Source organism: Streptomyces sp. NPDC059524, from assembly GCF_042749255.1.
In the GTDB taxonomy this organism is placed as follows: Bacteria; Actinomycetota; Actinomycetes; order Streptomycetales; family Streptomycetaceae; genus Streptomyces; species Streptomyces xanthii.
In genome coordinates this window covers 1-24,488 of the sequence record NZ_JBHYTK010000020.1, presented here as the reverse complement: position 1 = coordinate 24,488, position 24,488 = coordinate 1, and the positions used below count along the sequence as shown (strand labels likewise).

At 73.6% G+C, this 24,488-nt stretch carries 24 protein-coding genes; 9 read left to right on the top strand and 15 right to left on the bottom strand.

Features of this window, described 5'->3' with window-relative positions; genetic code table 11:
• Positions 1-42 precede the first annotated feature (42 nt).
• From ACFW9D_RS08740 to ACFW9D_RS08730, 3 genes are all read left to right on the top strand, one after another.
• A complete protein-coding gene (locus tag ACFW9D_RS08740; protein WP_384619409.1) occupies positions 43-723 on the top strand; it encodes an MOSC domain-containing protein in 681 nt (226 codons plus the stop codon).
• A gap of 111 nt (positions 724-834) precedes the next feature.
• Complete coding sequence (locus ACFW9D_RS08735) at positions 835-2,391, top strand: multicopper oxidase family protein (RefSeq protein ID WP_384619407.1); 1,557 nt, start codon at positions 835-837, stop codon at positions 2,389-2,391.
• 20 nt (positions 2,392-2,411) lie between these two features.
• Positions 2,412-3,185, top strand: coding sequence for an SDR family NAD(P)-dependent oxidoreductase (locus ACFW9D_RS08730; protein WP_384619404.1), 774 nt, complete (start codon positions 2,412-2,414; stop codon positions 3,183-3,185).
• Here ACFW9D_RS08730 and ACFW9D_RS08725 read toward each other — a convergent pair whose 3' ends face one another.
• The 5 genes from ACFW9D_RS08725 to ACFW9D_RS08705 form a co-directional block, all read right to left on the bottom strand.
• Positions 3,186-3,620 (bottom strand): SAM-dependent methyltransferase, encoded by a 435-nt coding sequence (locus ACFW9D_RS08725; RefSeq protein ID WP_384619402.1) that lies wholly within the window; start codon positions 3,618-3,620, stop codon positions 3,186-3,188.
• 103 nt (positions 3,621-3,723) lie between these two features.
• Positions 3,724-5,352, bottom strand: coding sequence for a chaperonin GroEL (groL, locus tag ACFW9D_RS08720; RefSeq protein ID WP_188337345.1), 1,629 nt, complete (start codon positions 5,350-5,352; stop codon positions 3,724-3,726).
• A gap of 133 nt (positions 5,353-5,485) precedes the next feature.
• Positions 5,486-5,794, bottom strand: coding sequence for a co-chaperone GroES (gene groES, locus ACFW9D_RS08715; protein ID WP_006347174.1), 309 nt, complete (start codon positions 5,792-5,794; stop codon positions 5,486-5,488).
• 353 nt (positions 5,795-6,147) lie between these two features.
• Positions 6,148-7,005, bottom strand: coding sequence for a polysaccharide deacetylase family protein (locus ACFW9D_RS08710; protein WP_384619399.1), 858 nt, complete (start codon positions 7,003-7,005; stop codon positions 6,148-6,150).
• A complete protein-coding gene (locus ACFW9D_RS08705) occupies positions 7,002-7,820 on the bottom strand; it encodes a polysaccharide deacetylase family protein (RefSeq protein ID WP_384619469.1) in 819 nt (272 codons plus the stop codon). The genes ACFW9D_RS08710 and ACFW9D_RS08705 overlap by 4 nt, the downstream gene beginning before the upstream one ends.
• A 691-nt stretch (positions 7,821-8,511) precedes the next feature.
• On the opposite strand from ACFW9D_RS08705, the gene ACFW9D_RS08700 reads away from it, so the two are divergent.
• Positions 8,512-9,711 carry a methyltransferase domain-containing protein gene (locus ACFW9D_RS08700; RefSeq protein WP_384619397.1) on the top strand — a complete coding sequence of 400 codons (1,200 nt, stop codon included), beginning with the start codon at positions 8,512-8,514 and terminating at the stop codon, positions 9,709-9,711.
• Positions 9,712-9,742: 31 nt separating this feature from the next.
• On the opposite strand, the gene ACFW9D_RS08695 is transcribed toward ACFW9D_RS08700, so the two are convergent.
• The 6 genes from ACFW9D_RS08695 to tsaB all read right to left on the bottom strand — a co-directional run bounded on the left by ACFW9D_RS08695 (position 9,743) and on the right by tsaB (position 14,244).
• Positions 9,743-10,957: an RNA polymerase sigma factor gene (locus ACFW9D_RS08695; RefSeq protein ID WP_188341378.1), complete on the bottom strand. Its 1,215-nt coding sequence runs from the start codon at positions 10,955-10,957 to the stop codon at positions 9,743-9,745.
• Positions 10,958-11,055: 98 nt separating this feature from the next.
• Positions 11,056-11,412: a YciI family protein gene (locus ACFW9D_RS08690; protein WP_188337347.1), complete on the bottom strand. Its 357-nt coding sequence runs from the start codon at positions 11,410-11,412 to the stop codon at positions 11,056-11,058.
• 334 nt (positions 11,413-11,746) lie between these two features.
• Positions 11,747-11,995 (bottom strand): hypothetical protein, encoded by a 249-nt coding sequence (locus tag ACFW9D_RS08685; protein ID WP_384619395.1) that lies wholly within the window; start codon positions 11,993-11,995, stop codon positions 11,747-11,749.
• A complete protein-coding gene (gene tsaD / locus ACFW9D_RS08680) occupies positions 11,992-13,092 on the bottom strand; it encodes a tRNA (adenosine(37)-N6)-threonylcarbamoyltransferase complex transferase subunit TsaD (protein ID WP_384619392.1) in 1,101 nt (366 codons plus the stop codon). The genes ACFW9D_RS08685 and tsaD overlap by 4 nt, the downstream gene beginning before the upstream one ends.
• Complete coding sequence (rimI, locus tag ACFW9D_RS08675; RefSeq protein WP_188341379.1) at positions 13,085-13,567, bottom strand: ribosomal protein S18-alanine N-acetyltransferase; 483 nt, start codon at positions 13,565-13,567, stop codon at positions 13,085-13,087. Before rimI ends, tsaD begins: the two co-directional genes overlap by 8 nt.
• A gap of 20 nt (positions 13,568-13,587) precedes the next feature.
• Entirely contained in the window at positions 13,588-14,244 is a 657-nt protein-coding gene (gene tsaB, locus ACFW9D_RS08670) for a tRNA (adenosine(37)-N6)-threonylcarbamoyltransferase complex dimerization subunit type 1 TsaB (protein ID WP_188337350.1), read from the bottom strand.
• 132 nt (positions 14,245-14,376) lie between these two features.
• Here tsaB and ACFW9D_RS08665 point away from each other — a divergent pair, with 132 nt between their 5' ends.
• Positions 14,377-14,925, top strand: a complete 549-nt coding sequence (locus ACFW9D_RS08665; RefSeq protein ID WP_188337351.1) for a hypothetical protein — start codon at positions 14,377-14,379, stop codon at positions 14,923-14,925.
• 715 nt (positions 14,926-15,640) lie between these two features.
• Here the strand turns inward: ACFW9D_RS08665 and tsaE are convergent.
• Genes tsaE through alr form a run of 3 tightly spaced genes read right to left on the bottom strand, consistent with a single transcriptional unit; the run spans position 15,641 to position 18,543 of the window.
• Positions 15,641-16,156 carry a tRNA (adenosine(37)-N6)-threonylcarbamoyltransferase complex ATPase subunit type 1 TsaE gene (gene tsaE / locus ACFW9D_RS08660; RefSeq protein ID WP_188337352.1) on the bottom strand — a complete coding sequence of 172 codons (516 nt, stop codon included), beginning with the start codon at positions 16,154-16,156 and terminating at the stop codon, positions 15,641-15,643.
• Entirely contained in the window at positions 16,137-17,351 is a 1,215-nt protein-coding gene (locus ACFW9D_RS08655; protein ID WP_384619389.1) for an alpha/beta fold hydrolase, read from the bottom strand. The genes tsaE and ACFW9D_RS08655 overlap by 20 nt, the downstream gene beginning before the upstream one ends.
• Positions 17,352-17,364: 13 nt before the next feature.
• Complete coding sequence (gene alr / locus ACFW9D_RS08650; protein ID WP_384619386.1) at positions 17,365-18,543, bottom strand: alanine racemase; 1,179 nt, start codon at positions 18,541-18,543, stop codon at positions 17,365-17,367.
• A 156-nt stretch (positions 18,544-18,699) separates the two neighbouring features.
• Here alr and ACFW9D_RS08645 point away from each other — a divergent pair, with 156 nt between their 5' ends.
• Positions 18,700-20,091 carry a cellulase family glycosylhydrolase gene (locus tag ACFW9D_RS08645; protein WP_384619465.1) on the top strand — a complete coding sequence of 464 codons (1,392 nt, stop codon included), beginning with the start codon at positions 18,700-18,702 and terminating at the stop codon, positions 20,089-20,091.
• 176 nt (positions 20,092-20,267) lie between these two features.
• Here ACFW9D_RS08645 and ACFW9D_RS08640 read toward each other — a convergent pair whose 3' ends face one another.
• Positions 20,268-21,302 carry a DUF2993 domain-containing protein gene (locus ACFW9D_RS08640; protein WP_384619385.1) on the bottom strand — a complete coding sequence of 345 codons (1,035 nt, stop codon included), beginning with the start codon at positions 21,300-21,302 and terminating at the stop codon, positions 20,268-20,270.
• A gap of 153 nt (positions 21,303-21,455) precedes the next feature.
• Here ACFW9D_RS08640 and ACFW9D_RS08635 point away from each other — a divergent pair, with 153 nt between their 5' ends.
• From ACFW9D_RS08635 to ACFW9D_RS08625, 3 genes are read left to right on the top strand one after another with little or no spacing between them, the layout of a single operon-like run.
• The gene (locus tag ACFW9D_RS08635; protein WP_188341380.1) at positions 21,456-22,034 is read left to right on the top strand and encodes a TetR-like C-terminal domain-containing protein; all 579 of its coding nucleotides are present in this window, start codon (positions 21,456-21,458) and stop codon (positions 22,032-22,034) included.
• 11 nt (positions 22,035-22,045) lie between these two features.
• Positions 22,046-22,903, top strand: coding sequence for an alpha/beta fold hydrolase (locus ACFW9D_RS08630; RefSeq protein WP_384619382.1), 858 nt, complete (start codon positions 22,046-22,048; stop codon positions 22,901-22,903).
• Between the two features lies 1 nt (position 22,904).
• The gene (locus tag ACFW9D_RS08625) at positions 22,905-24,338 is read left to right on the top strand and encodes an NAD(P)H-hydrate dehydratase (protein ID WP_384619381.1); all 1,434 of its coding nucleotides are present in this window, start codon (positions 22,905-22,907) and stop codon (positions 24,336-24,338) included.
• Positions 24,339-24,488: the final 150 nt, after the last annotated feature.

Below are 24,488 nucleotides of genomic sequence, written 5' to 3'. Positions count from 1 at the left end.
TGCATGGCGGCTTTGGAGCGGGGTCCCGTAGCGTGCGCTGTCATGAAGCTTCTGTCTCTCAATCTGGGCCGCCCCGTGGCCGTGGAGTACACCGATCAGGCCGAGGGCGTGACCGGCATCGACAAGCGGCCCGTGGAGGGGCCCGTCCGGGTGGCGGCGCCCGGCGAGCGCGGGGTCGGCGGGAGCGGCCTGGCCGGCGACGCGGTGTGCGACCTGCGCCATCACGGCGGCGACCACCAGGCCGTGTACGCGTTCGCGCGCGAGGACCTGGACGGCTGGGAGCGGGCGCTCGGCCGGACGCTGCCGAGCGGCTGCTTCGGCGAGAACCTCACGACGGAGGGCGTCGACGTGTCGGGCGCCCTGATCGGCGAGCGCTGGCGGGTCGGCCCCGACCTGCTCCTCGAGGTGGCCTCGGGCCGTATCCCGTGCCGCACGTTCCAGGGGCACCTGGGTGAGCAGGGCTGGGTCAAGCGGTTCACGCGGGAGGGGGCGCCGGGGGCGTACCTGCGGGTGATCGAGCCGGGTGAGATCCGGGCCGGGGACGCGATCGAGGTCGTGCACCGGCCGGAGCACGAGGTGACGGTGGCCCTGCAGTTCCGCGCGGTGACGGTCGAACGGGCGCTGCTGCCCAGGGTGTTGGCGGCCGGTGACGCGCTGAGCCCCGACACCGCGCGGGCGGCGCGCGAGTACGTCGCCAAGTACGGCTCGGGGAACGCCTCTTGAGCCGGGGCGCCTCTTAAGGGAGAACCCGGCCGGGGGCGAGGGTGGGGATCGGGGTCGGCTCCGGGGCCGTCCCCGATGTGCCGGGACCGGCCCCGACGGGACGCTCGACGCATGGCCCACACCGACCGAAAGACCCCCGGCAGGCGCCGCCTGCGCCGTGTCCTCACCGTCCTCGGCTCCCTCGTCGCCGTCCTCGCGCTGGCGATCGGCGCGGGGGTGTGGTGGCTGTGGTCCGATGCGAAGGTGACGACGGCCGGCCGGACGGCGTTCACGAACGAGCTGGCGATCCCGCCGCTCGCGGAGTCGCACGTCGACGAGAAGACCGGGCGGCGCGTCTTCGACCTGCGGATGCGGGCGGGCGAGACCGAGTTCCGTCCCGGCCGCAAGACGCCGACCTGGGGCTTCAACGGGAACTACCTGGGCCCCACGCTGCGCGCGAAGCGCGGCGAACGGGTCGAGGTCCGGGTCCGCAACTCCCTCGACGAGGCCTCCACCGTCCACTGGCACGGCATGCACCTGCCCGCCCGGATGGACGGCGGCCCGCACCAGATGGTCGAGCCCGGCGCCCGCTGGTCCCCGAACTGGCGGATCGACCAGCCCGCGGCCACCCTCTGGTACCACCCGCATCCGCACGGGAAGACGGAACGGCACGTGCAGCGCGGGCTCGCCGGCATGTTCCTGCTGGACGACGAGAACAGCGAGCGGCTCGCGCTGCCGAAGCGGTACGGGGTCGACGACCTGCCGGTCGTGGTGCAGGACGTGAAGTTCGACGGGGACCGCTTCGACCACGGCCACGGCCTGATGCAGAACATCGGCTTCCTCGGCGACCGCACGATGGTCAACGGCGCCCTGGACCCGTACCGCGTGGTGCGCGACGAGCGCGTACGGCTGCGCCTCCTGAACGCCTCGACCGCGCGCACGTACGACTTCGGCTTCGCCGACGGCCGCGAGGTCGCCCTTGTCGGCACCGACGGCGGGCTCCTGGAGCGGCCCGTGGCCGAGGACCGGGTGCGGCTCTCGCCCGGCGAGCGGGCCGAGGTCGTGGTGCGGATGCGGGCCGGGGAGCGGGCGGTGCTGCGCGGCTTCCCGCTGGACAGCGGGTACGGGGACGCCTGGCAGAAGCGGTTCGCGGGCGGCGACGACTCGTTCGACGTACTGCAGCTGCGCGCCGCGCGCACCCTGCGCCCCTCCCCCGGCGTCCCGGCGAAACTCGCCGGGCAGGAACTGCCCGACCCCGCGGACGCCGTGCGCGAGCGGCACTTCGACCTGAAGATGAGCGGGATCAACGGCCGCTCGATGGAGATGGACCGCGTGGACGCCACGGTCACCCGGGGCACGACCGAGGTCTGGACGGTCCGCAACGAGAACGGCATGCCGCACAACTTCCATGTGCACGACGTGCAGTTCAGGGTCGTATCGGTGAACGGGGCCAGGCCGCCCGCCGTCCTGCGCGGCCGCAAGGACACGATCCTCGTCCCCAGCGGTACGACGATGAAGATCGCCCTGCGCTTCGACGGCGGGCCCGAATTCGCCGACCCCGACACGCCGTTCATGTACCACTGCCATCTGCTGTACCACGAGGACGGCGGAATGATGGGCCAGTTCGTGGTCGTCGACCGGGGCGGCCGGGCCGGTACGCCGAAGGGCGGCGGGCACGCGGGGCACTGATCGCTCACTACCCTTGCCCCATGACTACGGCACTGATCACCGGATCCACCGCGGGCATCGGCGCCGCGTTCGCCAGGCGCCTCGCCGCCGACGGCCACAACCTGGTCCTCGTCGCGCGCGACACGAAGCGGCTCCGGGAGCAGGCCACCGAACTGCACGACGGGCACGGCATCGAGGCCGAGGTCCTCCCGGCCGACCTGTCGACGGACGAGGGGATCGCGGCGGTCGAGGAGCGGCTGCGCGACCGCCGCTCCCCCGTCGACCTCCTCGTCAACAACGCGGGGTTCGGCAACAAGGGCCGTTACCTCGACGTCCCGATGGCCGACGAGCTGACGATGCTCAAGGTGCACATCGAGGCGGTCCTGCGGCTGACCTCGGCGGCGACCGAGTCGATGCGGGAGCGCGGACGCGGCGGCGTGATCAACGTGGCGTCGGTCGCGGCGTTCGTCCCGCGCGGCACCTACGGGGCGTCCAAGGCGTGGGTCGTGCAGTTCACGCAGGGCGCGGCGAAGGACCTGGCCGGCAGCGGCGTCCGCCTGATGGCGCTGTGCCCCGGCTTCGTGCGGACGGAGTTCCACGAGCGGGCCGGCATGGGCACGGACAACATCCCGAAGTGGATGTGGCTCGACGCGGACAAGCTGGTCGCGGCGGCCCTGACCGACCTCTCCCGCGACAAGACCCTCTCCATCCCCGACCCCCGCTACAAGGCGCTGATGGGCGTGGTGAAGCTGACCCCCCGCCCCCTCCTCGGCGGCCTCACGTCCCGGACGGGGCGCAAGTACGGGCCTCAGTAGTCAGGCCCGCGGGAGGGTCAGCTCACGCAGGGGGTCGCCGCCGTCGATGAAGAGGCGGGCCGTCGGGGTGGTGGCCGCGGCGATGCGGGTGAGGGCCTGGTGGGCCGTCTCCGGGTGGCGGCCGTCCAGGGCGCCGACGCGCACGGCGAAGACGAGATCGTACGGTTCCTCGCCGTCCAGCAGGACGAAGTCCTCCGCGGCGGCCCGGCGGACCGCGAGGCGGCCTTCGGCGATCTGGGCCGCACCGGCGCGGCGGGCCTGTTCGACGGCGGTGGCGGAGCGGTCGATCGCCAGGACGAAACCGGTGTCGAGCCGGCCGGCGACGGCGCGGGCGGCGACGCCGGGGCCGCAGCCGATCTCCAGGACGCGGGAGTCGGGGCGGAGCGGCAGCGCGTCCACGATCGCGGCGAGGCGGGGGGACGGACGCGGGGTCATGGCATCAGGCTAGGGCGTGTCGCCCTGGTGCGCCGGACGCGCCGAGGCCCGGCTCCCCGCTGTGGTGCGGGGAGGCCGGGCCTCGGTCGGGGACCTGGGAGGGTCAGTGGGCGTGGCCGTGGCTGTGGCCGTGGCCCGCCTCGGCCTCCTCCTCGGCCGGCTTCTCGACGACCAGGGTCTCGGTCGTCAGGAGCAGGGAGGCGATGGAGGCCGCGTTCTCCAGGGCGGAGCGGGTGACCTTGACCGGGTCGATGACGCCGGCCTTGACCAGGTCGCCGTACTCGCCGGTCGCGGCGTTGTAGCCGGAGCCCTTCTCGAGCTCGGCGACCTTGGAGACGATGACGTAGCCCTCGAGGCCCGCGTTCTCCGCGATCCAGCGCAGCGGCTCGACGGCGGCGCGGCGGACGACCGCGACACCGGTGGCCTCGTCGCCGGTCTTGCCGAGGTTGTCCTCGAGGACCTTCACGGCGTGGACGAGCGCGGAGCCACCACCGGAGACGATGCCCTCCTCGACCGCGGCGCGGGTCGCGGAGATGGCGTCCTCCAGACGGTGCTTCTTCTCCTTGAGCTCGACCTCGGTCGCGGCGCCGACCTTGATGACGCAGACGCCGCCGGCGAGCTTCGCCAGGCGCTCCTGCAGCTTCTCGCGGTCCCAGTCGGAGTCCGTGTTCTCGATCTCGGACTTGATCTGGTTGACGCGGCCGACGACGTCCTCGGACTTGCCGCCACCGTCGACGATGGTGGTGTCGTCCTTGGTGACGGTCACGCGGCGGGCGGAGCCCAGCACGTCCAGACCGGCCTGGTCGAGCTTGAGGCCGACCTCCTCGGCGATGACGGTGGCACCGGTGAGGGTGGCCATGTCCTGGAGCATCGCCTTGCGGCGGTCACCGAAGCCGGGGGCCTTCACGGCGACGGCGTTGAACGTGCCGCGGATCTTGTTCACGACCAGGGTCGACAGGGCCTCGCCCTCGACGTCCTCGGCGATGATCAGCAGGGGCTTCGAGCCGCCGGCCTGGATGACCTTCTCCAGGAGCGGGAGCAGGTCCTGGATCGCGCCGATCTTGCCCTGGTGGATCAGGATGTACGGGTCGTCGAGGACGGCCTCCATACGCTCCTGGTCGGTGACGAAGTACGGGGACAGGTAGCCCTTGTCGAAGGCCATGCCCTCGGTGAAGTCCAGCTCCAGACCGAAGGTGTTGGACTCCTCGACGGTGATGACACCGTCCTTGCCGACCTTGTCCATCGCCTCGGCGATGAGCTCGCCGACCTGGCTGTCCTGGGCGGACAGACCGGCGACGGCAGCGATGTCGGACTTCTCGTCGATCGGGCGGGCCGTGGCGAGCAGGTCCTCGGAGACGGCCTTGACGGCGGCGTCGATGCCCTTCTTCAGGGCTGCCGGGGAAGCGCCCGCGGCGACGTTGCGCAGACCCTCCTTCACCAGGGCCTGGGCCAGCACGGTGGCGGTGGTCGTACCGTCACCCGCGATGTCGTTGGTCTTGGTCGCCACCTCCTTCACCAGCTGGGCGCCGAGGTTCTCGTACGGGTCCTCGACCTCGACCTCGCGGGCGATGGTCACACCGTCGTTGGTGATGGTGGGGGCGCCGAACTTCTTGTCGATGACGACGTTGCGGCCCTTGGGGCCGATCGTCACCTTGACCGTGTCGGCAAGCTTGTTGACGCCGCGCTCGAGGGCGCGACGGGCGTCCTCGTCGAACTTCAGGATCTTCGCCATGGGAGCGGTTCAGCCCTCTCGGAAAGCTAGGGGTGATGCTGGGTGGTGAAAAACGAACCGCGCCCCCGACCCCGGCTTCTTACGATGCGGGTGCCAGGGGCGCAGATTCGAAACAAAGGTGCTGCTTCTCGACTTACTTCTCGACGATCGCGAGGACGTCGCGGGCCGAGAGGACGAGGTACTCGTCACCGTTGTACTTGACCTCGGTGCCGCCGTACTTGCTGTACAGCACGACGTCGCCGACCTTGACGTCGAGCGGCAGGCGCTCGCCGTTCTCGAAGCGGCCCGGGCCCACGGCGAGGACGGCGCCCTCCTGGGGCTTCTCCTTCGCGGTGTCCGGAATGACCAGGCCCGAGGCCGTGGTCTGCTCGGCGTCGAGCGGCTGGACCACGATGCGGTCCTCGAGCGGCTTGATGGCAACCTTGGAGCTGGCGGTCGTCACGATCCGACCTCCCCCTTCGGAGATCTCACGGGGTTAACTGTCTGAGGTGGCGACCAGGTGGATCCGTCGTCGCGGGTGCCGGACCTGCCCGTCGCTGTGTTGGCACTCTCCAGTGGTGAGTGCCAGGGCCGAGACTATGACCGGGATTAGCACTCGGTCAAGCGGAGTGCCAAATGCCTGCGGCGCTGTGTCGGGTTTTCTGGGCGGCTTCGCCGGTCCGGGGAGGCGCCGTGGCTTTGGCGGATCGTTGCCGGGTGCCGGCCCGGTGGGGGTTCTCGCGCAGTTCCCCGCGCCCCTGACGGCGCACTTCGTGCGCCTCAGGGGCAGAACACAACCCGGCCGGTCGGCCCAGGTCAGACGTAGTCCTCCAGTTTGGCGACGGTGAAGCCCTGTTGCTGGATGTGGTGGAGGAGGGACGTGGTCGAGGTCGTCAGGGATGTCTGCGCCCGCGGGGGCAGGATGATGTCGCCGGGGCGGAGGCGGTCGGTGCGGGACGGGTCGCGGCCGAGGACGATCGCGTCGATGCCGCAGGCACCCGCCGCCCTCAGGGTGCTGGCGTCGTAGTCGCCGGACGGCGGCCGCAGCAGGCGCGGGGCCCGGCCGAAGCGGCCCGCGAGCCGGCGCTGCTGCCCGCAGATCTCGGCGTGCTGGCGGACGTAGCCGAGGCCGGGCAGGTACGGGTGGGTCAGGGTGCGGTTCTGGACGCCGGCGCCGAGCGCGCGCAGCGTGCCGTACGGGCCCCGGCCCGGGCCCGCGGCGGAGCCGTCGAGGAAGACGGAGACCGGCAGGCGCAGGTCGCGGACCAGTTGCGGGAAGCGCGGGTCGCGCTCGACGCCGCCGTCGAAGGTCAGGAAGACCACCTTGTCCCGGGTGGGGACGCGCTCGATCACCGGCGGCACCGCGCCGGGCGCCCGGCGCGGCAGCACCGGGCGGGACGGCGGCGCGGGCGGCGGGTCCAGCGGCTCGGCGAGCCCCCAGCGGCGGTGCGCGGCCGGGCCCGCGCGGTCGTCCCGCCCGGGGCCCGCGGCGCCGGGGGCGCGTGCCGCCGCCCGGTGCGGATGGCTGCGGACCTTCTGCGCGGCCTTGCGGCCCATCCGCTCGAGCGGATCCACGGACTGCGCGCACCCGGTGAGCAGCGCGGCGGCCAGCGCGCAGCCGATCAGCCGCGTGCCGCACCGCCGTACCGCCGCCCCCACCCCTGGACGTGTCACAGGTAGTCCTCCAGGCGGGCGACCGCGTAGCCCTTGTCGGTGACGTACTTCAGGAATTTACGGACCATGTCGGGCATGGTGCCCTTCCAGTCGTCCCGTCCGCGGAAATGCGTGAGGATGATGTCGCCCGGATGGATGTTCCTGTCCCACTCCCGGTAGTCCATACGGTCGACGAAGACCTCGGCGTTCCAGATCGGCGCGTACTCGATCCCGCAGGCCTTTGCGGCCCTGAGGGTGTCCCGGTTGTAGTTGCCGAACGGCGGGCGCATCATCGTGGGCCGCTTGCCGTACTGCTTCTCCATGACCCGCTGCATGCCGCAGATCTCGTGCTTCTGGCGCGCGTAGGACAGGCCCGGCAGGTACGGGTGGGTCAGCGTGTGGTTGTTCAGGGAGACGCCGAGCCGCTGGGCCTTCTTGAAGTAGCCGTAGTCGTCCTTGATCTCGTCGTTCGTGAGGAACGCCGTGTACGGGATCCGCAGCTCGCTCATCATCGCGAGGAACTTCGGGTCCTTCTCGGCCCCGTCGTCGATGGTGAGGAAGACGACCTTGTCCTTGGTGGGGACCGTCGTGAAGACCGGGGGCAGGCCCAGCTCCTCCTGGTCCTCGACCTCGAATCCCTTGCGCGGCTCGATGACGGGCTTGTGCGCGGGCGGGGCGGGCGCGACGAGCGGCGCCTTCGCCAGACCCCACCGCTTGGCGAGGACGAGCCGCGCGGTCTGCGCCACGCGCTGGCGGGCCGCGTAGTCCGCGCGGGCTCCGGCGGGGGCCGCGGCGCCCAGGCCCTGCGGCACCGAGCGCAGGACGCCGCGCGGCATGCCCGCCGGGAGCGCGGCGAGGGCCTGTGGGGCGCCCTGCGCGGGCCGGGCGGGCTTCTGCGCCTTCTTCCCGGCGGGCTCTTCGGCCGGCTTCTCGGCCTTCTTCCCGGCGGGCTTGTGGGCGTGCCCCTCAGCGGGCGTCCCGGCGTGCTCCTCGGCCTGCTTCTCGGCCTGCTTCTCCGCGCGCTCGCCGACCTGCTTCCCGGTGGATTTCTCTGTGCGCTCGCCCGCCTGCTTCCCGGCGGACTTCTCCGCGTGCTCGCCCGTCCGCTTCTCGGCGGATTTCTCTGCGCGCTCGCCCGCCTGCTTCCCGGCGGACTTCTCCGCGTGCTCACCGGCCTGCTCACCGGCCTGCTTCTCCGCGGGGCGGTCCGCGTGGCCCTGGGCGCCCTGGGCCCCCTGCGCGCCGCGGGACGTGCCCGTGTCGGACCGGTCCTCGGGGCCCGCGGCGCAGCCCGAGGCGAGGGCGGCGGCGATGAGTGCCGCGGCCGTGCCACGCACCGCCGCGCGGCGGCCCGTACGGCGTCCCGAGTGCGGTCCGGCCCGGCGGCCCGCACGTCTCGGAGTCCCCTTCGCGGCGGTTTCTTCGTTTTGTCGTACTAGTTGCATGGCGCCGGATCCTCGCAGGCCACCGCGCCGTTCAGGGGCCGACACCGCCGCCGGGACCGCACCATCCACCGACTGGCCCACAATGGGCCGGGTGAGCTCCTTCTCCACCCCCGCCGACCTCGCCGCCCTCCTCGCCCCGGAGGGCCGGGCCCTCCTCGACGAACTGCGCGACCACGACCCGGGCCAGGAGCTCGCGCTCGCCACCCGGCTGCGCCGCGACCACCCCGCCGACCTCGTCTCGGCGGCGCTCACCCAGGCCCGGCTGCGCCAGCGCGCGGTCGCGAAGTTCGGGGCGCAGGACGCGGCCCGCATGTTCTTCACCCCGCACGGCGTCGAGCAGGCGACCCGGACGAACGTGGCGGCCCACCGCGCCGGCGAATTCACCGCGCTCGGCGTCCGCTCGGTCGCCGACCTGTGCTGCGGCATCGGCGGCGACGCGATCGCCCTGGCCCGCGCGGGCGTACGGGTCCTGGCGGTCGACCGGGACCCGCTGACCTGCGCCGTCGCCCGGGCCAACGCGGAGGCGCTCGGTCTCGCCGAGCTGATCGAGGTGCGCGAGGCGGACGTCGCCGAGGTGGACACCGCCGGCTACGACGCCGTGTTCGTCGACCCGGCCCGGCGCTCCGACAAGCGCGGCCGGATCTTCGACCCCGAGGCGTACTCGCCGCCGCTGTCCTGGGCCGTGTCCGCCGCCCTGAAGGCCCCGCGCGCCGCGCTGAAGATCGCCCCCGGCATCCCGCACGAGGCGATCCCGGCGGAGGCGGACGCCGAGTGGATCTCGGACGGGGGCGAGGTCAAGGAGGCCGTGCTGTGGTTCGGCACGGAGCCCGGCCGGATGCGGGCCACGCTGCTCCCGGGTCCGCGCATGCTCGCGGGGCGCGGGCTGCCGGACCCCGAAGTGCGGCCGGTGGGGCGGTACTTGTACGAGCCCGACGGCGCCGTCATCCGGGCGCATCTGGTCGCCGAGGTCGCCGAGGAGGTCGGCGGCGGGCTGCTCGACAAGACCATCGCGTACGTCACCGCCGACGAACTGCACGACACCGCCTACGCGGCGGCGTACGAGATCACCGACCTGCTGCCGTTCAACGTGAAGAAGCTGAAGGCGCTGCTGCGGGAACGGGAGGTCGGCGTGCTGACCGTCAAGAAGCGGGGGTCGGCCGTCGAGCCGGAGGAGCTGCGGCGCAAGGTGATGCCGAAGCCGTACGGGAAGGGCTCCGCGACCGTGTTTCTGACCCGGGTCGCCGGTGCCCCGACCATGCTGGTGGGCGCCCCCGTTCGCTGAGGTCACGGGGCTCCGCCCCGGACCCCGCTCCTCAATCGCCGGAGGGGCTCGTTCTTGCCCGGCTCAGCAGGAAATCCCGTTCCCGTTCGTTCTTCGTCAGGTCCGCCGCGCGGCGGAACTCGGCGATCGCCTCCTCCCGCCTCCCCAGGCGCTCCAGCAGATCCCCCCGCACGCTCGGCAGCAAGTGGTAGCCCCGCAGGGCCGGTTCGGCGGTGAGGGTGTCGACGAGGGCGAGGGCGGCCTCGGGGCCCTCGGCCATCGAGACGGCCACCGCGCGGTTCAGCTCCACGACCGGGGACGGGGTGCGGGCCGCGAGCAGGGCGTAGAGCGCGGCGATCTGACGCCAGTCCGTCTCCTCGTACGTGTGCGCCCGCGCGTGGCACGCGGCGATCGCGGCCTGCAGCGCGTACGGTCCGGGCGCGCCCGTGGCGACCGCCTGCGACGCCGCGAGGGCCGTGAAGCCGCGCCGGATCAGCAGCCGGTTCCAGCGCGTCCGGCGCTGGTCCTTGAGCAGGACGGGGGTCCCGTCGGGCGCGGTGCGGGCGGCGGCGCGGGAGGACTGGAGCTCCAACAGCGCGGCCAGGCCGTGCACTTCGGGCTCCTGAGGCATCAGGGTCTGCAGGACGCGGGCCAGTCGCAGGGCGTCCTCGCACAGGCCGGGCCGCAGGTGGTCGTCGCCGGCGGTGGCCGCGTAACCCTCGTTGAAGATGAGGTAGATGACCTCCAGGACCGAGCCGAGCCGGGCAGCGCGCTCGGGCCCGTACGGGACCTCGAAGGCGACGTTCTTCGTGGCGAGGGTGCGCTTGGCGCGGACGATGCGCTGGGCGACGGTCGGCTCGGGGGCCAGGACCGCGCGGGCGATCTCGGCGGTGGTCAGGCCGCCGAGCAGGCGCAGGGTGAGGGCGACGCGGGCCTCGGCGGACAGGACGGGGTGACAGCTCATGAAGACGAGCCGCAGCAGGTCGTCGTCGATGTCGTCCGGGTCGGCGGCCTCGGGCGCCGCGTACGCGAACTCGGTGGCGCGGCCGACCTCCTGGAGCTTGCGCGCGTAGTTCTCGCGGCGGCGGACCAGGTCGACGGCGCGGTGCCGCGCGGTGGCCGTGAGCCAGGCTCCCGGGTTGTCCGGGACGCCCGCCTCCGGCCACTGCTCGAGCGCGGCGACCAACGCGTCCTGCGCCAGCTCCTCCGCTATGCCGACGTCGCGCACGACGCGGGTGACGGCCGCGATGATGCGCGGGGCCTCCATGCGGAAGACGGTCTCGACGGTGCGGGCCGTGGTGGGCTGCTGCTCGGTCACGGCCACATCAGACACCCCGGGGCGGGGCGCCGCCAAGCGCGGAGGGATCAGCCCTCCTGGATCTCCCGGACCTCGGACGTGACGGTCCAGTGCGGCTCGTGGACCTGGAGGAAGCGCTTGGTCCACTCCAGGCACTCGGCCTCGTCCTTGGTCTGCAGGACCGCGTAGCCGCCGATGACCTCCTTGGTCTCGGTGAACGGGCCGTCGGTGACGGTGATCTCGCCGTTCTCGTAGTGGACGCGCTTGCCGTGCGAGGTGGGCATGAGCCCGGCCGTGTCGAGCAGCACGCCGGCCTTGGTCATCTCCTCGATGAGGGCGCCCATGCGCTGCATGAGGCCCTCGCTGATGCCCTCGGCGGGGGTGTTGTTCTCGTCGATGCGGACCATGGTCAGGTAGCGGGGCATGGTGTTCTCCTCGGTGCGTGACGTGGTGGCCGTTCCCGGCCTCTCACCCGTACGTGGGGGGGGGGGGGCCCCCCCGGGGGGCGCGCCCCGCTGTTTTTCGTAGATAGAATAGCGCGCCCCGCCCGCCGCCGCTTTTCCGCGGGGGGGTGCGGGGTGAGGTCGGGGGTGCTTGATATCTCGCGGGGGGGGGGGGGGGGGGCCGCCGCCCCCCCCCCCCGCCGCGCGGCCCCCGCCCCCCCCCCCCCCCCCCACACCGGCACCGATTTTTCTCGAAGAAACTTTCCCGCGCCCGCCGAACCACGTCATTACGGGGATGGAATCCCAGGTCAGACGGTCAGACGGCTTCGAACCGCCACCTGTGCACGGTCCTCGTCACCAGATCGGCGGGCGGTTCGGGCAGTTCCGGCAGTCGCGCGTCGTACATCGCGTCCCACCACGTGATGACGAGGACCCGGTCCTGCGGGGCGCGGAACGTCTCGCGGCGCTCCGGCTCCCGCTCCAGGACCTGGTCCCGCGTCCAGGCGAGCAGCTCCTCGCCGCGGCCCTCGGCGGCCCGGGCCTCCCACATCAGCGCGACGGTCACGAGTACAGGTTCTCCTTGCTGACCTCGTGCACGTGATCGTGGTCGTGGTGGTGATGGCCGGGCACGTGGGTCTCCGTCACCGGGAGCGAGGAGTCCGCCGAAAGGTCCCAGGAGGACGGCTGCCGGCCCCGGGCGACCATCTCGGCGCCGAGCGCGGCGACCATCGCGCCGTTGTCCGTGCACAGCTTGGGGCGCGGCACGCGCAGCCGGATGCCGGCACGCTCGCAGCGCTCCTCGGCGAGGGCGCGCAGCCGCGAGTTGGCCGCGACGCCGCCGCCGATCATCAGGTGGTCGACGCCCTCGTCCTTGCAGGCGCGCACGGCCTTGCGGGTCAGTACGTCGACGACGGCCTCCTGGAAGGACGCCGAGACGTCCCGCACCGGCACGTCCTCGCCGATCGCCCGCTTGGCCTCGATCCAGCGGGCCACGGAGGTCTTGAGCCCGGAGAAGGAGAAGTCGTACGCGGGGTCGCGCGGGCCGGTCAGACCGCGCGGGAACGCGATGGCGGCCGGGTCGCCCTCCTTCGCGTAGCGGTCGATGACGGGGCCGCCGGGGAAGCCCAGGTTCAGCACGCGGGCGATCTTGTCGAAGGCCTCGCCTGCCGCGTCGTCGATCGTGGCGCCGAGGGGGCGCACGTCGGAGGTGATGTCGGTGGAGAGCAGCAGCGAGGAGTGGCCGCCGGAGACGAGCAGGGCCATCGTCGGCTCGGGCAGCTTGCCGTGCTCCAGCTGGTCGACGCAGATGTGCGAGGCCAGGTGGTTGACGCCGTAGAGGGGCTTGCCGAGCGCGTACGCGTACGCCTTGGCGGCGCTGACGCCGACGAGCAGGGCGCCCGCGAGGCCGGGGCCGGCCGTGACGGAGATGCCGTCGAGGTCCTTCGCCGTGACGCCCGCGTCCTTCAGGGCGCGCTGGATCGTGGGGACCATCGCCTCCAGGTGCGCGCGGGAGGCGACCTCGGGGACGACGCCGCCGAAGCGGGCGTGTTCGTCGACGCTGGAGGCGACGGCGTCGGCGAGCAGGGTGGTGCCGTGGACGATGCCGACGCCGGTCTCGTCGCAGGAGGTCTCGATGCCGAGGACGAGCGGTTCGTCAGCCATGATTGTTCTCTTCAGTCGCTTTCTCGGTGGTGAGGCGCATCACGAGGGCGTCCACGTTGCCCGGCTGGTAGTAGCCGCGGCGGAAGCCGATCGGCTCGAAGCCGAAGCGCTCGTAGAGCTTCTGCGCCCGGGTGTTGTCGACGCGCACTTCGAGCATCACCTCGGCGACCTCGAAGGCGGTGGCGTGCCGCAGGAGTTCGGTGAGCAGCCGGGCACCGAGCCCGGTGCCCCACTGATCGCGGGCGACGGCGATGGTCTGCACGTCGGCCAGGTCCCCGGAGGCGGCGAGGCCGCCGTAGCCGACGAGCCGCTCGGTGCCGTCGCCGTCGCTGTCGTACGCGACGACGTAGCGGCGGGTCGCGCCGGTGCCGCGCGCGTGCGCGAGCTCGGACCAGAACATGCCGCGCGACCAGGCGTCGTCCGGGAAGAGCTCCTTCTCCAGGGCGAGCACGGGATCGATGTCCCACCAGCGCATCTCGCGCAGTTCGGCGCCGGTCACTTCGGGGTGACCACCTTGTAGTTCTTGGGGACCTGGGCGTCGGGGCGGCGCAGGTACAGCGGCCGCGGCTCGTCCAGCTCCTCGCCGGCCGCGAGTCGCTCGGCGGCGAGCGCGGCGAGCGCGCCCGCGGACACGTGCTCGGGGCCGCGCGGGTCGGCGAACGTGTCGGGGTACAGGAGCGCGCCCGCGCCGACCGCGGGCAGCCCGGCGATCTCCTCGGCGATGTCGGCGGGCCGGTCGACGGCGGGGCCGGTGAGGCGGGTGCGGGCGTCCTGGTAGCGCGCCCAGTAGACCTCCTTGCGCCGCGCGTCGGTGGCGACGACGAAGGGGCCCTCGACGTCCTCGGCCGCGTAGGCGAGTCCGTCGAGCGTGCACACGCCGTGCACGGGCACGCCGAGGGCGAGCCCGAAGGTGTCGGCGGTCATCAGGCCCACGCGCAGGCCCGTGTACGGGCCGGGGCCGGTGCCCACGACGATCCCGGTCACGGCGTCGAGGCCGGTGCCGGCCTCGCGGAGCACCCGGTCGACGGCGGGCAGCAGCAGCTCCCCGTGTCTGCGGGCGTCGACCTGACCCGACTCGGCGACGACGGACGTCCCGTCGTGCAGGGCGACGGTGACGGCGGGGGTGGCGGTATCCAGAGCGAGCAACAGCACGCGAACAGCCTACGGCCACCCAGCCCCGGACACGTCCGTGCTCCTGTCGGCCGGGGGCCGCCGCGCCCTGCTGCTAACGTCACCGATAGCCGTCACTGGCGTCGTACGTGGGACATGAGAGGCAGGCACCTGGTGGCACGGAGCAGCACCGGATTCGTCACCGCACTGACCGCGGGCGCGCTGGCCGTGGTCGGCTTCCTCGCCTACCAGGCCTCCGCGAGCGCCCCGGCCGACCTCGGCGCCCACAAGTCCGCCACCCCGGCCGCGACCGCGTCCAAGAAGCCGAAGCACAAGGACCCGGAAGCGCTGCCCGCCGCGTCCGGCAAGGGCGAGCGGGTCGTGTACGCGCTGAGCACCGACCGGGTGTGGCTGGTGGACGGGCGCAACAGGACGCTGAGCACGTACGAGGTCATGCCCGGCACGGTGGACCCGGCGCCGGGCAAGTACTCGGTCGACTCGCGGACCGGGTCGGTGGTCGGCACGGACGGGAAGCCGATCGAGCACGTCGTCCGGTTCGCCTCGGTGAACGGGGTGGCGATCGGGTTCAGTGCCGCGGTGGACGGCTCGACGCCGGAGCCGGACCCGACGAAGCAGACCGGTGGCATCCGTACGTCCCGTGCCCAGGGCGACAAGATGTGGGAGTTCGCCGGGATCGGCCGTCAGGTCGTCGTCGTTCCCTGAGTCCGGGGCGGCCCGGGCGGGGGCGGGGTCGAGACGGCCCGCGCGGCGGCGCAGGAGGCCAGCAGGTCCCGCATGCTCACGGGGCGCTCCGCGTCTCGCCGGGCCTGTGTCTCCGGTACCCGTGTGTCACGCTCCGCACCGGACATGGCACCCTCCCGCACCTCATCAGAGCCCCGTAGTTAGGTAACCCTAACTACGGCTCTCCCCGTGTGCAACCTCTTACCGACACCGTGTCGGTACGGAGCGTCTCCACCCAGGTGCCCCGCCTCCTCCGGCGCCGTCGGCCCGGCACCCACGCCCGGACCGGCGCTTGCGGACAGGGCTGCGCCTCTCTGCACCCGAGCCGGCGCATTCGCCCAGCCCCTCTCCCACCCACCCGCCCCCTCCGGGGGCGTCGGCCCGGCACCCACGCCCGGGACCGGCGCCGCGGTCGAGGTCGAGGTCGAGGTCGAGGTCGACGCGAGGGTTCGCCCCCTCAAGCCCCTCCGGCGATTGAGGAGCGGGGGCCGGGGCGGGGCCCCTGGGGGTGCCGCCGTTGCGGATTGCGGAATCGTCGCCGAGTGCGGGTGCGTCGTGGCTGAGCGCGCCCACGCGGCGGAGCCGCACATCGACACAGCCCCGCGCCCGACAGCGGCGGATCGCCAAAACAAGCCCCTCCGGCGATTGAGGAGCGGGGTCCGGGGCGGAGCCCCGGGGTGGCGGCGTCCCGGGCCGATCAGAGGGCGAACGAGGACAGGTCCGACTGGGTCCAGCGGGGGCCGATTCCGTTCAGGGTGACGACGCGGAGCTCGTCCGTCGTGTCCCCCGTGGCCCGGTCGATGATCACGTGGAGGCGGTCGTCCGCGAGGTCCTCGACCTTGCCGTCGCCCCACTCGACGACGACCACGGAGTCCGGCAGGGACACGTCGAGGTCGAGGTCCTCCATCTCGTCGAGCCCGCCGCCCAGGCGGTACGCGTCGACGTGGACGAGGGCCGGACCGTCCCCCAGGGACGGATGCACGCGGGCGATCACGAAGGTCGGCGACGTGACCGCGCCGCGCACGCCGAGCCCCTCGCCGATCCCCCGGGTCAGCGTCGTCTTGCCGGCGCCGAGCTCCCCGGTGAGCATCACGAGGTCGCCGGGGCGCAGCCGCTTGGCCAGCGCGAGGCCGAGCTCGCGCATCGCGTCCGGGGAGTCGACGGTGGCTGTGACTGTGGTGACGGGCAGGGCGTCAGTCGCCGGGTTGTCCATGGTTCCCCACGGTAGCGGCTGCGGGCACCGCCCCCGCACGCGCGAGGAGGTCGGCGAGGCGGTCGGTGACCAGCTCGGGGTGTTCCAGCATCACCAGGTGCCCCGCGTCGGGGACCAGCACGAACTCCGCGCCGGGCAGCAGCGCCGCGATCGCCTCGCTGTGCTCGCTGGGCGTCACGAGGTCGCCCTCCCCGGCCAGGACCAGCACGGGCAGCTCCGCGAACCGCTCCAGCGCCGCCGTCTTGTCGTGGTCCTGGAACGCCGGGTAGAACTCGGCGACCACGTCGATGGGCGTGCCCTCGATCATCCGCTCGGCGAACCGCGCGACCGCCGGATCGACGTCCCGGCTCGCGAACGAGTACCGCTTGATGATCCCGGCGAACAGGTCGGCGGTCGCCCGCCGCCCCTTCTCCACCAGCTCGGCCCGCTGCCCGAGCGCCCGCAGCACCCCGGGCAGCACCCGCCGCACCGCGTTGACCCCCGCGACCGGCAGCCCGTAGTTGACCTCGCCGAGCCGGCCCGCCGACGTACCGATGAACGCGGCGCCGACGACCCGGTCGCGGATCAGCTCCGGGTAGCGGTCGGCCAGCGCCATGACCGTCATGCCGCCCATGGAGTGCCCGACCAGCACGAGCGGGCCCTCGGGCGCGGCCGCGTCGATGACGGCCTTGAGGTCCGCGCCGAGCAGGTCGATGGAGACCGGCGCGCCCTGCTCGGCCTGCTCGACGCCGCGCCCGGAGCGGCCGTGGCTGCGCTGGTCCCAGTACACGCAGCGCACGACGCCGCGCAGCGCCGCCCGCTGGAAGTGCCAGGAGTCCTGGCCGAGGCAGTAGCCGTGGCTGAAGACGACGGTGACCGGGGCCGGGGCCTTGCGTCCGAACAGGCGGCGCCGGCGCGCACCGTCACCGCCCGGCTCGGCCTCGTCGACCTCGTAGTACAGCTCGGTGCCGTCCTGGGCGCGGGCCTTGCCGGGGGTGCCGCGCAGCGCGCCGTACGGTCCGGCCGCGTCCAGGGCGAGCCGGGCCTTCTTGCGCATGCCGCGCCCGACCGTGAGCCGCTCGATGGCGACACCGGCCGCGGCGCCCGCGGCGACCACACCTATCGCCGCGCCCGCGATGCCGGCCCGCCGCCAGTTCCCCGAGGCGGCGGCCTCGGTCACGGTCTGCGCGGCCTGTGCGCCGCTGCTCTCGGTCATGCCCCGGTCTCGCTCACGTGCCCGCTCCCTCTCGTCCGGCCCCGTGGTCCCCGCCCGAATAGACGCGCGGGACGCGGGATCCGATCCGCGTGACGATCTCGTACGCGATGGTGCCCGCCGCGACCGCCCAGTCCTCGGCGGTGGGCTCGCCCGTGTCGCCGGGCCCGAAGAGCACGGCCTCGTCGCCGGCGGCGGGCTCGTCCCCGCCGAGGTCGACGACGAACTGGTCCATGGCGACGCGGCCCGCGACCGTGCGCCGCTTGCCGCCGATCAGTACGGGTCCGGTGCCGGAGGCGTGCCGCGGGATGCCGTCCGCGTAGCCGACCGGGACCAGGGCGAGCGTGGTCGGGCCCGGAGTGACGTAGTGGTGGCCGTAACTGACGCCGAGTCCGCCCGGCGCGTGCTTCACCAGCGCGAGCGACGCCTTCAGCGACATCACGGGGCGCAGGCCGAAGTCGGCGGGGGTGCCGAGCTCGGGGCTCGGCGAGATCCCGTACATCGCGATGCCGGGGCGGACGAGGTCGAAGTGGGTCTCGGGGAGGGTGAGCGTGCCCGGCGAGTTCGCGATGTGCCGCACCTCGGGGGTGACGCCCTGCTGTTCGGCGTACCCCGTCATCTCCCGGAAGCGGTCCAGCTGGGCCGCGATGGACGGGTGGCCGGGCTCGTCGGCGCACGCGAAGTGCGACCACAGGCCGGTGACCGTGACGAGGCCCTCGGCCTGCGCGGCGAGCGCCTCGCGGACCAGTTCGGGCCAGTCGCCGGGCAGGCAGCCGTTGCGTCCGAGGCCCGTGTCGGCCTTGAGCTGGATGCGGGCGGTGCGGCCCGACTCCCGTGCCGCGGCGGTCACTTCGCGCAGCGCCCACATGCCGCTGACGGACATGTCGAGGTCGGCCTCGATGCCCGCGCGCCACGGCCCGCCCGGCACCCACAGCCAGCACATGATGCGGCCGGTCAGGCCCGCCGCGCGCAGTTCGAGCGCCTCCTCGGGCGTGGCGGTGCCGAGCCACTCGGCGCCCGCCGCCTTCGCCGCGCGGGCCACCGGGATCATGCCGTGCCCGTACGCGTCCGCCTTCACCACGGCCATGAACGCGGCCGAGGGCGCGTGGGCGCGCAGCGACCTGACATTGGCCTGCAGGGCGGCCAGATCGATCTCGGCGCGGGCGCGGAGCGGGGCAGTCACGTTCTCGTTCATCGTGCGCCAGTCTCTCAGAGCTCCTCGCGAGGCCCTCGAGTGCCGGGCCAACGGGGCCGCGAAGTCGGCGTGCCGTACCCATTCACAACTGCGCTACCGACCGGTAGAACCTCGGATGACCGCCCGGCCCGCCCATCTCCGAGGGAGCCCTTCTTGCTGCGTGTGACCCTTGCGGCCGCTCTGGCGGCCGTCCTGCTCCCGGTCTCGGCCGCCCAGGCCGACACCGCGCACCCGTCCTCCCCCGGTACGCCGCCCACCGCGTCCGCCCCCGTACTGACCGACGAGCACGGCCGGACGCTCACGCTGCGCGGCTGGAACGTCGAGGACAAGGGGAACCGCGGGGACGCGGCCCTGTCCGCGATCACCGAGCGGCACTTCCGCGACATGCGGGCCAAGGGCTTCGACTTCGCCCGGCTGCTGATCTTCTGGGACGACCTGGAGCCGAGCCCGGGCCGGTACAGCCGCGCCTACCTGAACAAGATCGAGCGGGTCCTGGACTGGGCGGACCGCTACGACATCCATGTCGTCCTCGACGCCCACCAGGACGTCTTCGGCCCCGCCTTCGGGCACCGCGGCATCCCGGAGTGGGCGACCCGCACCGACGGGCTGCCCTTCCAGCGGCACCCCGAGGACTGGTTCGCGGAGTACTTCGAGCCGGCCGTGCAGCGGGCCTTCACGCACCTGTACGAGGACGAGGACCTGCGGCAGGCGCAGGCCCGCATGTGGAAGGTCGTCGCCGACCGCTTCGCGCACCACCCGGCCGTCCTCGGCTACGACGTGATCAACGAGCCGATGGGCGAGCTGCGGGAGGGCGAGGACCTGCCGACGGCGGCCCGGCGCATCGAGCGCGAGCAGCTCACCCCGATGTACAACCGGGTCGCGGACGCGATCCGCACCGAGGACCGCGACGCCTGGCTGTTCGTGGAGCCGACCCCGATCGTCGGCGAGGGCGTCCCCACGGGCCTCGGCCGCGTCGACGACCGCAAGGTCGTGTACGCCCCGCACTTCTACAACACGGCCATGGAGGCGGGCGCGGACTACGACCCGTCGGCGGGCTGGGTCGAGACGTACGAGGCGGCGGTCACGGAGTACCCGCGCACGTACAAGGTCCCGGTCGTCGTCGGCGAATGGGGCCCGCTGAACAACTCCCTGCCGAACATGGGGCCCTTCTACCGCGACGCGATGGCCTCCCTGGGCCGCTACAGCTCCGGCTGGGCGGGCTACGTCTGGTGCTACGGGGGCGGGTACTGCGCCGTCGACGAGAAGGGGGCGTTCCGTACGAACAAGGAGGCGACGGCGGAGCCCTACGCGGAGGCGGTCGCCGGGACGGTTCGTTCCTCGGCGTTCGACGCGGCGGCGGGTGTCTATCGCCTCACCTACGACGCGGCGCGGCGCGGCTCGCACGCGACGGTGATCTCGCTTCCGTCGCGGGGGTGGCGGGTCGGCGTCGAGGACGGCCGGGCGCGGGTCCGTTCGGACGGCCCGGGGCGGGTCGTGGTGACGGCGGTGCCGGGTTCTCGGGTGACAGTCACGGTGACCCGGGGCTGAGGTTCGGGACGCGTGTTCGGGTGCGGGCCGGTGGGGGCTGGTCGCGCCCCGCGGCGGAGCCGCTGATCGATACAGCCCCGCGCCCCTGAGATGGCGCACGACGTGCGCATTTCAGGGGCGCGGGGAACTGCGCGAGAAGCCCCACCGGGCCGCACTCAGCCGACGAACCGGCGGAGCTACGGCGCGGGGACGCTCACGTCCGCCCCGGTGAGCTGCGCCCGGATCCCACCCGGGGTCACCGAAAGACGCCGGAGCCCAAGATCCCCCGGCAACCCGGAGGGCAACGCCGCCGAGAACTCCATCGCCTCCGCCACCTTCGGCTCCCGCGCCTTCCGAAGCCCCCGCAGCAGCGACGAATCGATGCCGGCCAGCTTCAGCAGGGCCGGGTGCTCGACCAGCGCGTCCACCGCCGGGCCCTTCAACAGCCGTCCGGGGACGAGCCGTTCCCCCGTGGTCTCCTCGAACTCGGCCGGGTCCATCCGCCCCGTCGCCGGCGCGGCCAGTTGCAGGCCTCCGCCCTTGCCCGGCGTGTACGTGAGGACGTCCGGGACGACGAGCCGCGTGTTCGCCACGGTGAGCGCGACCCCCTGGCGGCCCTCCCGGCGGACCTGCGCGTCCGCCCGTACGTCGACCTCCGTACCGGCGACCGGGATCCGCCCCCGGGCGAGGACCGAGCCGGGCTCGCGGCCCGGGGCCAGGCGGACCTGGGAGGCGCCGACCTCCCGGGTCAGGTCGGCGAAGTCGAGCAGGACGTCGCCGCGGACCTTCCCGAGGTCCACGCCGTCGATCCCGGTGGGCCAGCCCGCGATCCGTATGTCGTCGACGGTGGCCTTCACCTGTGCGATCGAGACCGGCCCGGCGTCGAGGTCGGGGAGGGTGACCTGAACCCGGTCGAGGTCACCGGCCGCGACCTGGGTGAGGAACGGGAAGCCGTCGATCCGCACCTCGGGCGCGGCCTTGAGCTTCAGGGACTTCCGCGCCTGTTCGGCCGCGAGGTCCTGGGCGTAGAGCACGGCCCAGCGGTCGGCGACGGCCAGGAACGCGAGGACGGCCACCGCCCCCGCGAGGACTTTCAGCACGCGTCGCCCTCTGCGGCGCGGCACCGGCTCCGGCTCCGGCACCGGCACCGGCTCCCGCTCCCGCTTCTCCTCGGCCCGCCGGGCGTGCGGGATGCGCTGCGTGTCGTCTGAGGTCGGTATCTCGGAAGTCACCGGCCCATGCGATCACGGGCCGCCCGGACGGGTCGAACCCCCTTTTCTCCCCACCGTTCCCTTCACAATCTATGTACCCTAGACAGAAACCTAGGAGCCCTAGGAACGGGGATCCACGGATGACGCACGGGAGAGCGGGGCGCGGCGATGATGATGGCGCGGGCAGGTCTGACGACGGAGCGGGTGGTGGCGGCCGCCGCCGACCTCGCGGACACCGTCGGCTTCGAGCACATCACCATCGCGGCGCTGGCCCGCGGCTTCGGCGTGAAGGACGCGAGCCTGTACGCCCATGTCCGCGGCCTCTCCGACCTGCACACCCGGGTCGCGATCCGCTCCGGGCTCGACCTCTCCGAGCGGATCGCGGACGCCCTGGCGGGCCGCTCGGGCCGTGCGGCGCTGCTCGCCTTCGCGCACGCGTACCGGGGTTTCGCCCTCGCGCACCCGGGCCGGTACGCGGCGACGCAGCTGGAGCTCGACCCCGAGGTCTTCGACGAACACCCGGCGCTGCGCCGCAATCTGACCTGCACGTACGCGCTGTTGCAGGGCTACGGACTGACCGAGCCGGCCCTGACGGACGCGGGCCGGATGCTGCGCAGCACGTTCCACGGCTTCGTCACGCTCGAACTCGCGGGCGGCTTCCGCCACTCCAGGGACGTCGAGGCCACGTGGGCCAACGGCCTGGAGGCCCTGCACGTCATGCTCTCCAACTGGCCGGAAGGACAGGACCGTTGACCATCCCAGACATGTCGACCACCCCAGGAGCGTCGGCCACCGCGCACCGCCTCCCCGTGCCCGGCGCCACCCTCCACTACGAGACCCGCGGCACCGGCCCCGCCCTCCTCCTGCTCCCCGGCGCGGGCGGTGACGCGGCCGTCCTGGACCCGGTGGCGGACACCCTCGCGGACACGTTCACCGTGATCACGCACGACCCGCGCGGCTACTCCCGCAGCGCCCGGGACGCCCCGGACTCCGAGCAGCGGGTGGCCGAGCACGCCGAGGACGCGCGGCGCCTGCTCGACGCGGTGTCGCCGGACGCGCCCGCGTACGTGGCCGGGTCGTCGAGCGGCGCGATCGTCACCCTGGACCTGCTGGCCCGGTTCCCCGGGCGGGTCCGCGCCGCGGTGGCGCACGAGCCGCCGTCGTGGAGCGTGCTGCCCGACGCGGCGGAGCACCTGGCCCTGTTCCAGGAGGTCTACGAGACGCTCGAGGCCGAGGGCCTGGCCGCCGCGGGCGAGCGGTTCCTGCGCGGGGTCGGCCCGGTGATGCTGCCCGCGCCGGACTCCGAGGGCGCGCCCGCACCTCGTACGGCCGAGATGATGCGACGCCTGGCCGCGAACGCGCCGTCGGCGATCCGCCACGAGTTCCGTTCCTTCGCCGCGTACGAGCCGGATCTCGCCGCGCTGTCCCGGTTCGCCGGGCGCCTGACCCTGGCCGTCGGCGAGCAGACCCTCCCCCATCTGCCGAGCCGCCCCGCGACCGTCCTCGCCGGGGAACTGGGCCTCGCCCCCGCCCCCTTCCCCGGCGCCCACAACGGCTGGTCCACGCACCCCGGCCGCACCGCCGCACTGCTGCGCTCCCACCTCCTGGGAGACACTCGATGACATGCGACGTGCTGACGATGTGGAGACGGTCAGGTCCGCCGAACGCGCGCTGATGGCGCGGCTGCCCGAGGGCGCGCTGATGCAGCGGGCCGCCGCGGGCCTCGCCGCGGCCTGCGCCGAGCTGCTCGGGAAGGTGTACGGCGCCCGCGTCACCGTCCTGGCCGGCTCGGGCGACAACGGCGGCGACGCACTGTACGCCGGTGCCCGTCTGGCCCGGCGCGGCGCGGGCGTCACCGCGCTGCTGCTCAGCCCGGACCGCGCCCACCCCGGCGGCCTGGCCGCCCTGCGCGCGGCGGGCGCCACCGTGCTCGACGCCGGTCACGACACGGCCCCCTCGGCCCTGGCCCGCGCCGACCTCGTGCTCGACGGCATCGTGGGCATCGGCGGCCGCGGCGGCCTGCGCCCCCGCGCGGCCGAACTCATGACCCACGTACGCGGCCTCGTCGTGGCCGTGGACCTGCCCAGCGGCGTGGACGCGGACACGGGTGAGGTGCACGGGGACGCGGTACGGGCCGACGCGACGGTCACCTTCGGCACGTACAAGCCGGGCCTGCTCATCGACCCGGCACGCGACCACGCGGGCGCCCTCCGTCTCGTCGACATCGGCCTCGACCTGCCGCCGGACGGCGCCGTCGCGGAGGCCCTGCAGTACGCCGACGTGGCCGCGCTGCTCCCGGAACCGACCGGCGAGAGCGACAAGTACCGGCGCGGCGTCGTCGGCGTCGTCGCCGGCTCGGCCCGCTACCCCGGCGCGGCGGTGCTCGCCGTGGCGGGCGCGCTGCACGGGGGCGCGGGCGCGGTCCGTTATGTCGGCCCGGCCGCCGACGCGGTCCTGGCCCGCTTCCCCGAGACCCTCGTCTCGGCAGGCCCCCCGGCGAAGGCGGGCCGTGTCCAGTCCTGGGTGATCGGCCCCGGCCTCGGCGACGACACCTCCGGCCTGGCGGACGTCCTGGCCTCGGACGTGCCGGTGCTCATCGACGCGGACGGCCTGCGCCTCGCGGACCGCGCCACGGTGCGCTCCCGCACGGCGCCCACCGTCCTCACCCCGCACGCGGGCGAGGCGGCGGCGCTGCTCGGCGTCGACCGTGCCGAGGTGGAGGCCCGGCGCCTCTTCTCCGTACGGAAGCTGGCCGCCGCCTACGACGCGACCGTCCTCCTGAAGGGCTCGACGACCCTGATCGCGACGCCCGAGCCCGGCGCGCCGGTCCGGGTGAACCCCACCGGCACGGCGTGGCTGGCCACGGCCGGCAGCGGCGACGTCCTGTCGGGCCTGACCGGCTCCCTCCTCGCGGCGGGGCTCGGCGCCCTCGACGCGGCCTCGGTCGGCGCCCACCTTCACGGGCTGGCGGCCCGCCACGCGGCCCAGGGCGCGCCCGTCTCCGCCCAGGACGTGGCCCACGCCCTCCCGGCGGCCTGGCAGGACGTCCGCCAGTAGGGGGTTGCCCCGTGCGGTGGTCGCGCGACTGCCGCAGCGTCGTGGCTGGTCGCGCAGTTCCCCGCGCCCCTGATGAGGCTGCGCCCCTGATGAGGCTGCGCCTCATCTGGGAAATGCGACCCGAAGGGTCTGCATTTCAGGGGGGCGGGG

Coding starts and splice junctions, on each gene's coding strand:
- ACFW9D_RS08740 (WP_384619409.1), top strand. CDS start 43: ATGAAGCTTCTGTCTCTCAATCTGGGCCGCCCCGTGGCCGTGGAGTAC.
- ACFW9D_RS08735 (WP_384619407.1), top strand. CDS start 835: ATGGCCCACACCGACCGAAAGACCCCCGGCAGGCGCCGCCTGCGCCGT.
- ACFW9D_RS08730 (WP_384619404.1), top strand. CDS start 2,412: ATGACTACGGCACTGATCACCGGATCCACCGCGGGCATCGGCGCCGCG.
- ACFW9D_RS08725 (WP_384619402.1), bottom strand. CDS start 3,620: ATGACCCCGCGTCCGTCCCCCCGCCTCGCCGCGATCGTGGACGCGCTG.
- groL (WP_188337345.1), bottom strand. CDS start 5,352: ATGGCGAAGATCCTGAAGTTCGACGAGGACGCCCGTCGCGCCCTCGAG.
- ACFW9D_RS08705 (WP_384619469.1), bottom strand. CDS start 7,820: ATGCCGCGCGGCGTCCTGCGCTCGGTGCCGCAGGGCCTGGGCGCCGCG.
- ACFW9D_RS08700 (WP_384619397.1), top strand. CDS start 8,512: ATGGGCCGGGTGAGCTCCTTCTCCACCCCCGCCGACCTCGCCGCCCTC.
- ACFW9D_RS08695 (WP_188341378.1), bottom strand. CDS start 10,957: ATGGAGGCCCCGCGCATCATCGCGGCCGTCACCCGCGTCGTGCGCGAC.
- ACFW9D_RS08690 (WP_188337347.1), bottom strand. CDS start 11,412: ATGCCCCGCTACCTGACCATGGTCCGCATCGACGAGAACAACACCCCC.
- tsaD (WP_384619392.1), bottom strand. CDS start 13,092: ATGGCTGACGAACCGCTCGTCCTCGGCATCGAGACCTCCTGCGACGAG.
- rimI (WP_188341379.1), bottom strand. CDS start 13,567: ATGCGCTGGTGGGACATCGATCCCGTGCTCGCCCTGGAGAAGGAGCTC.
- tsaE (WP_188337352.1), bottom strand. CDS start 16,156: ATGGACAACCCGGCGACTGACGCCCTGCCCGTCACCACAGTCACAGCC.
- ACFW9D_RS08655 (WP_384619389.1), bottom strand. CDS start 17,351: ATGACCGAGAGCAGCGGCGCACAGGCCGCGCAGACCGTGACCGAGGCC.
- alr (WP_384619386.1), bottom strand. CDS start 18,543: ATGAACGAGAACGTGACTGCCCCGCTCCGCGCCCGCGCCGAGATCGAT.
- ACFW9D_RS08635 (WP_188341380.1), top strand. CDS start 21,456: ATGGCGCGGGCAGGTCTGACGACGGAGCGGGTGGTGGCGGCCGCCGCC.
- ACFW9D_RS08630 (WP_384619382.1), top strand. CDS start 22,046: ATGTCGACCACCCCAGGAGCGTCGGCCACCGCGCACCGCCTCCCCGTG.
- ACFW9D_RS08625 (WP_384619381.1), top strand. CDS start 22,905: ATGCGACGTGCTGACGATGTGGAGACGGTCAGGTCCGCCGAACGCGCG.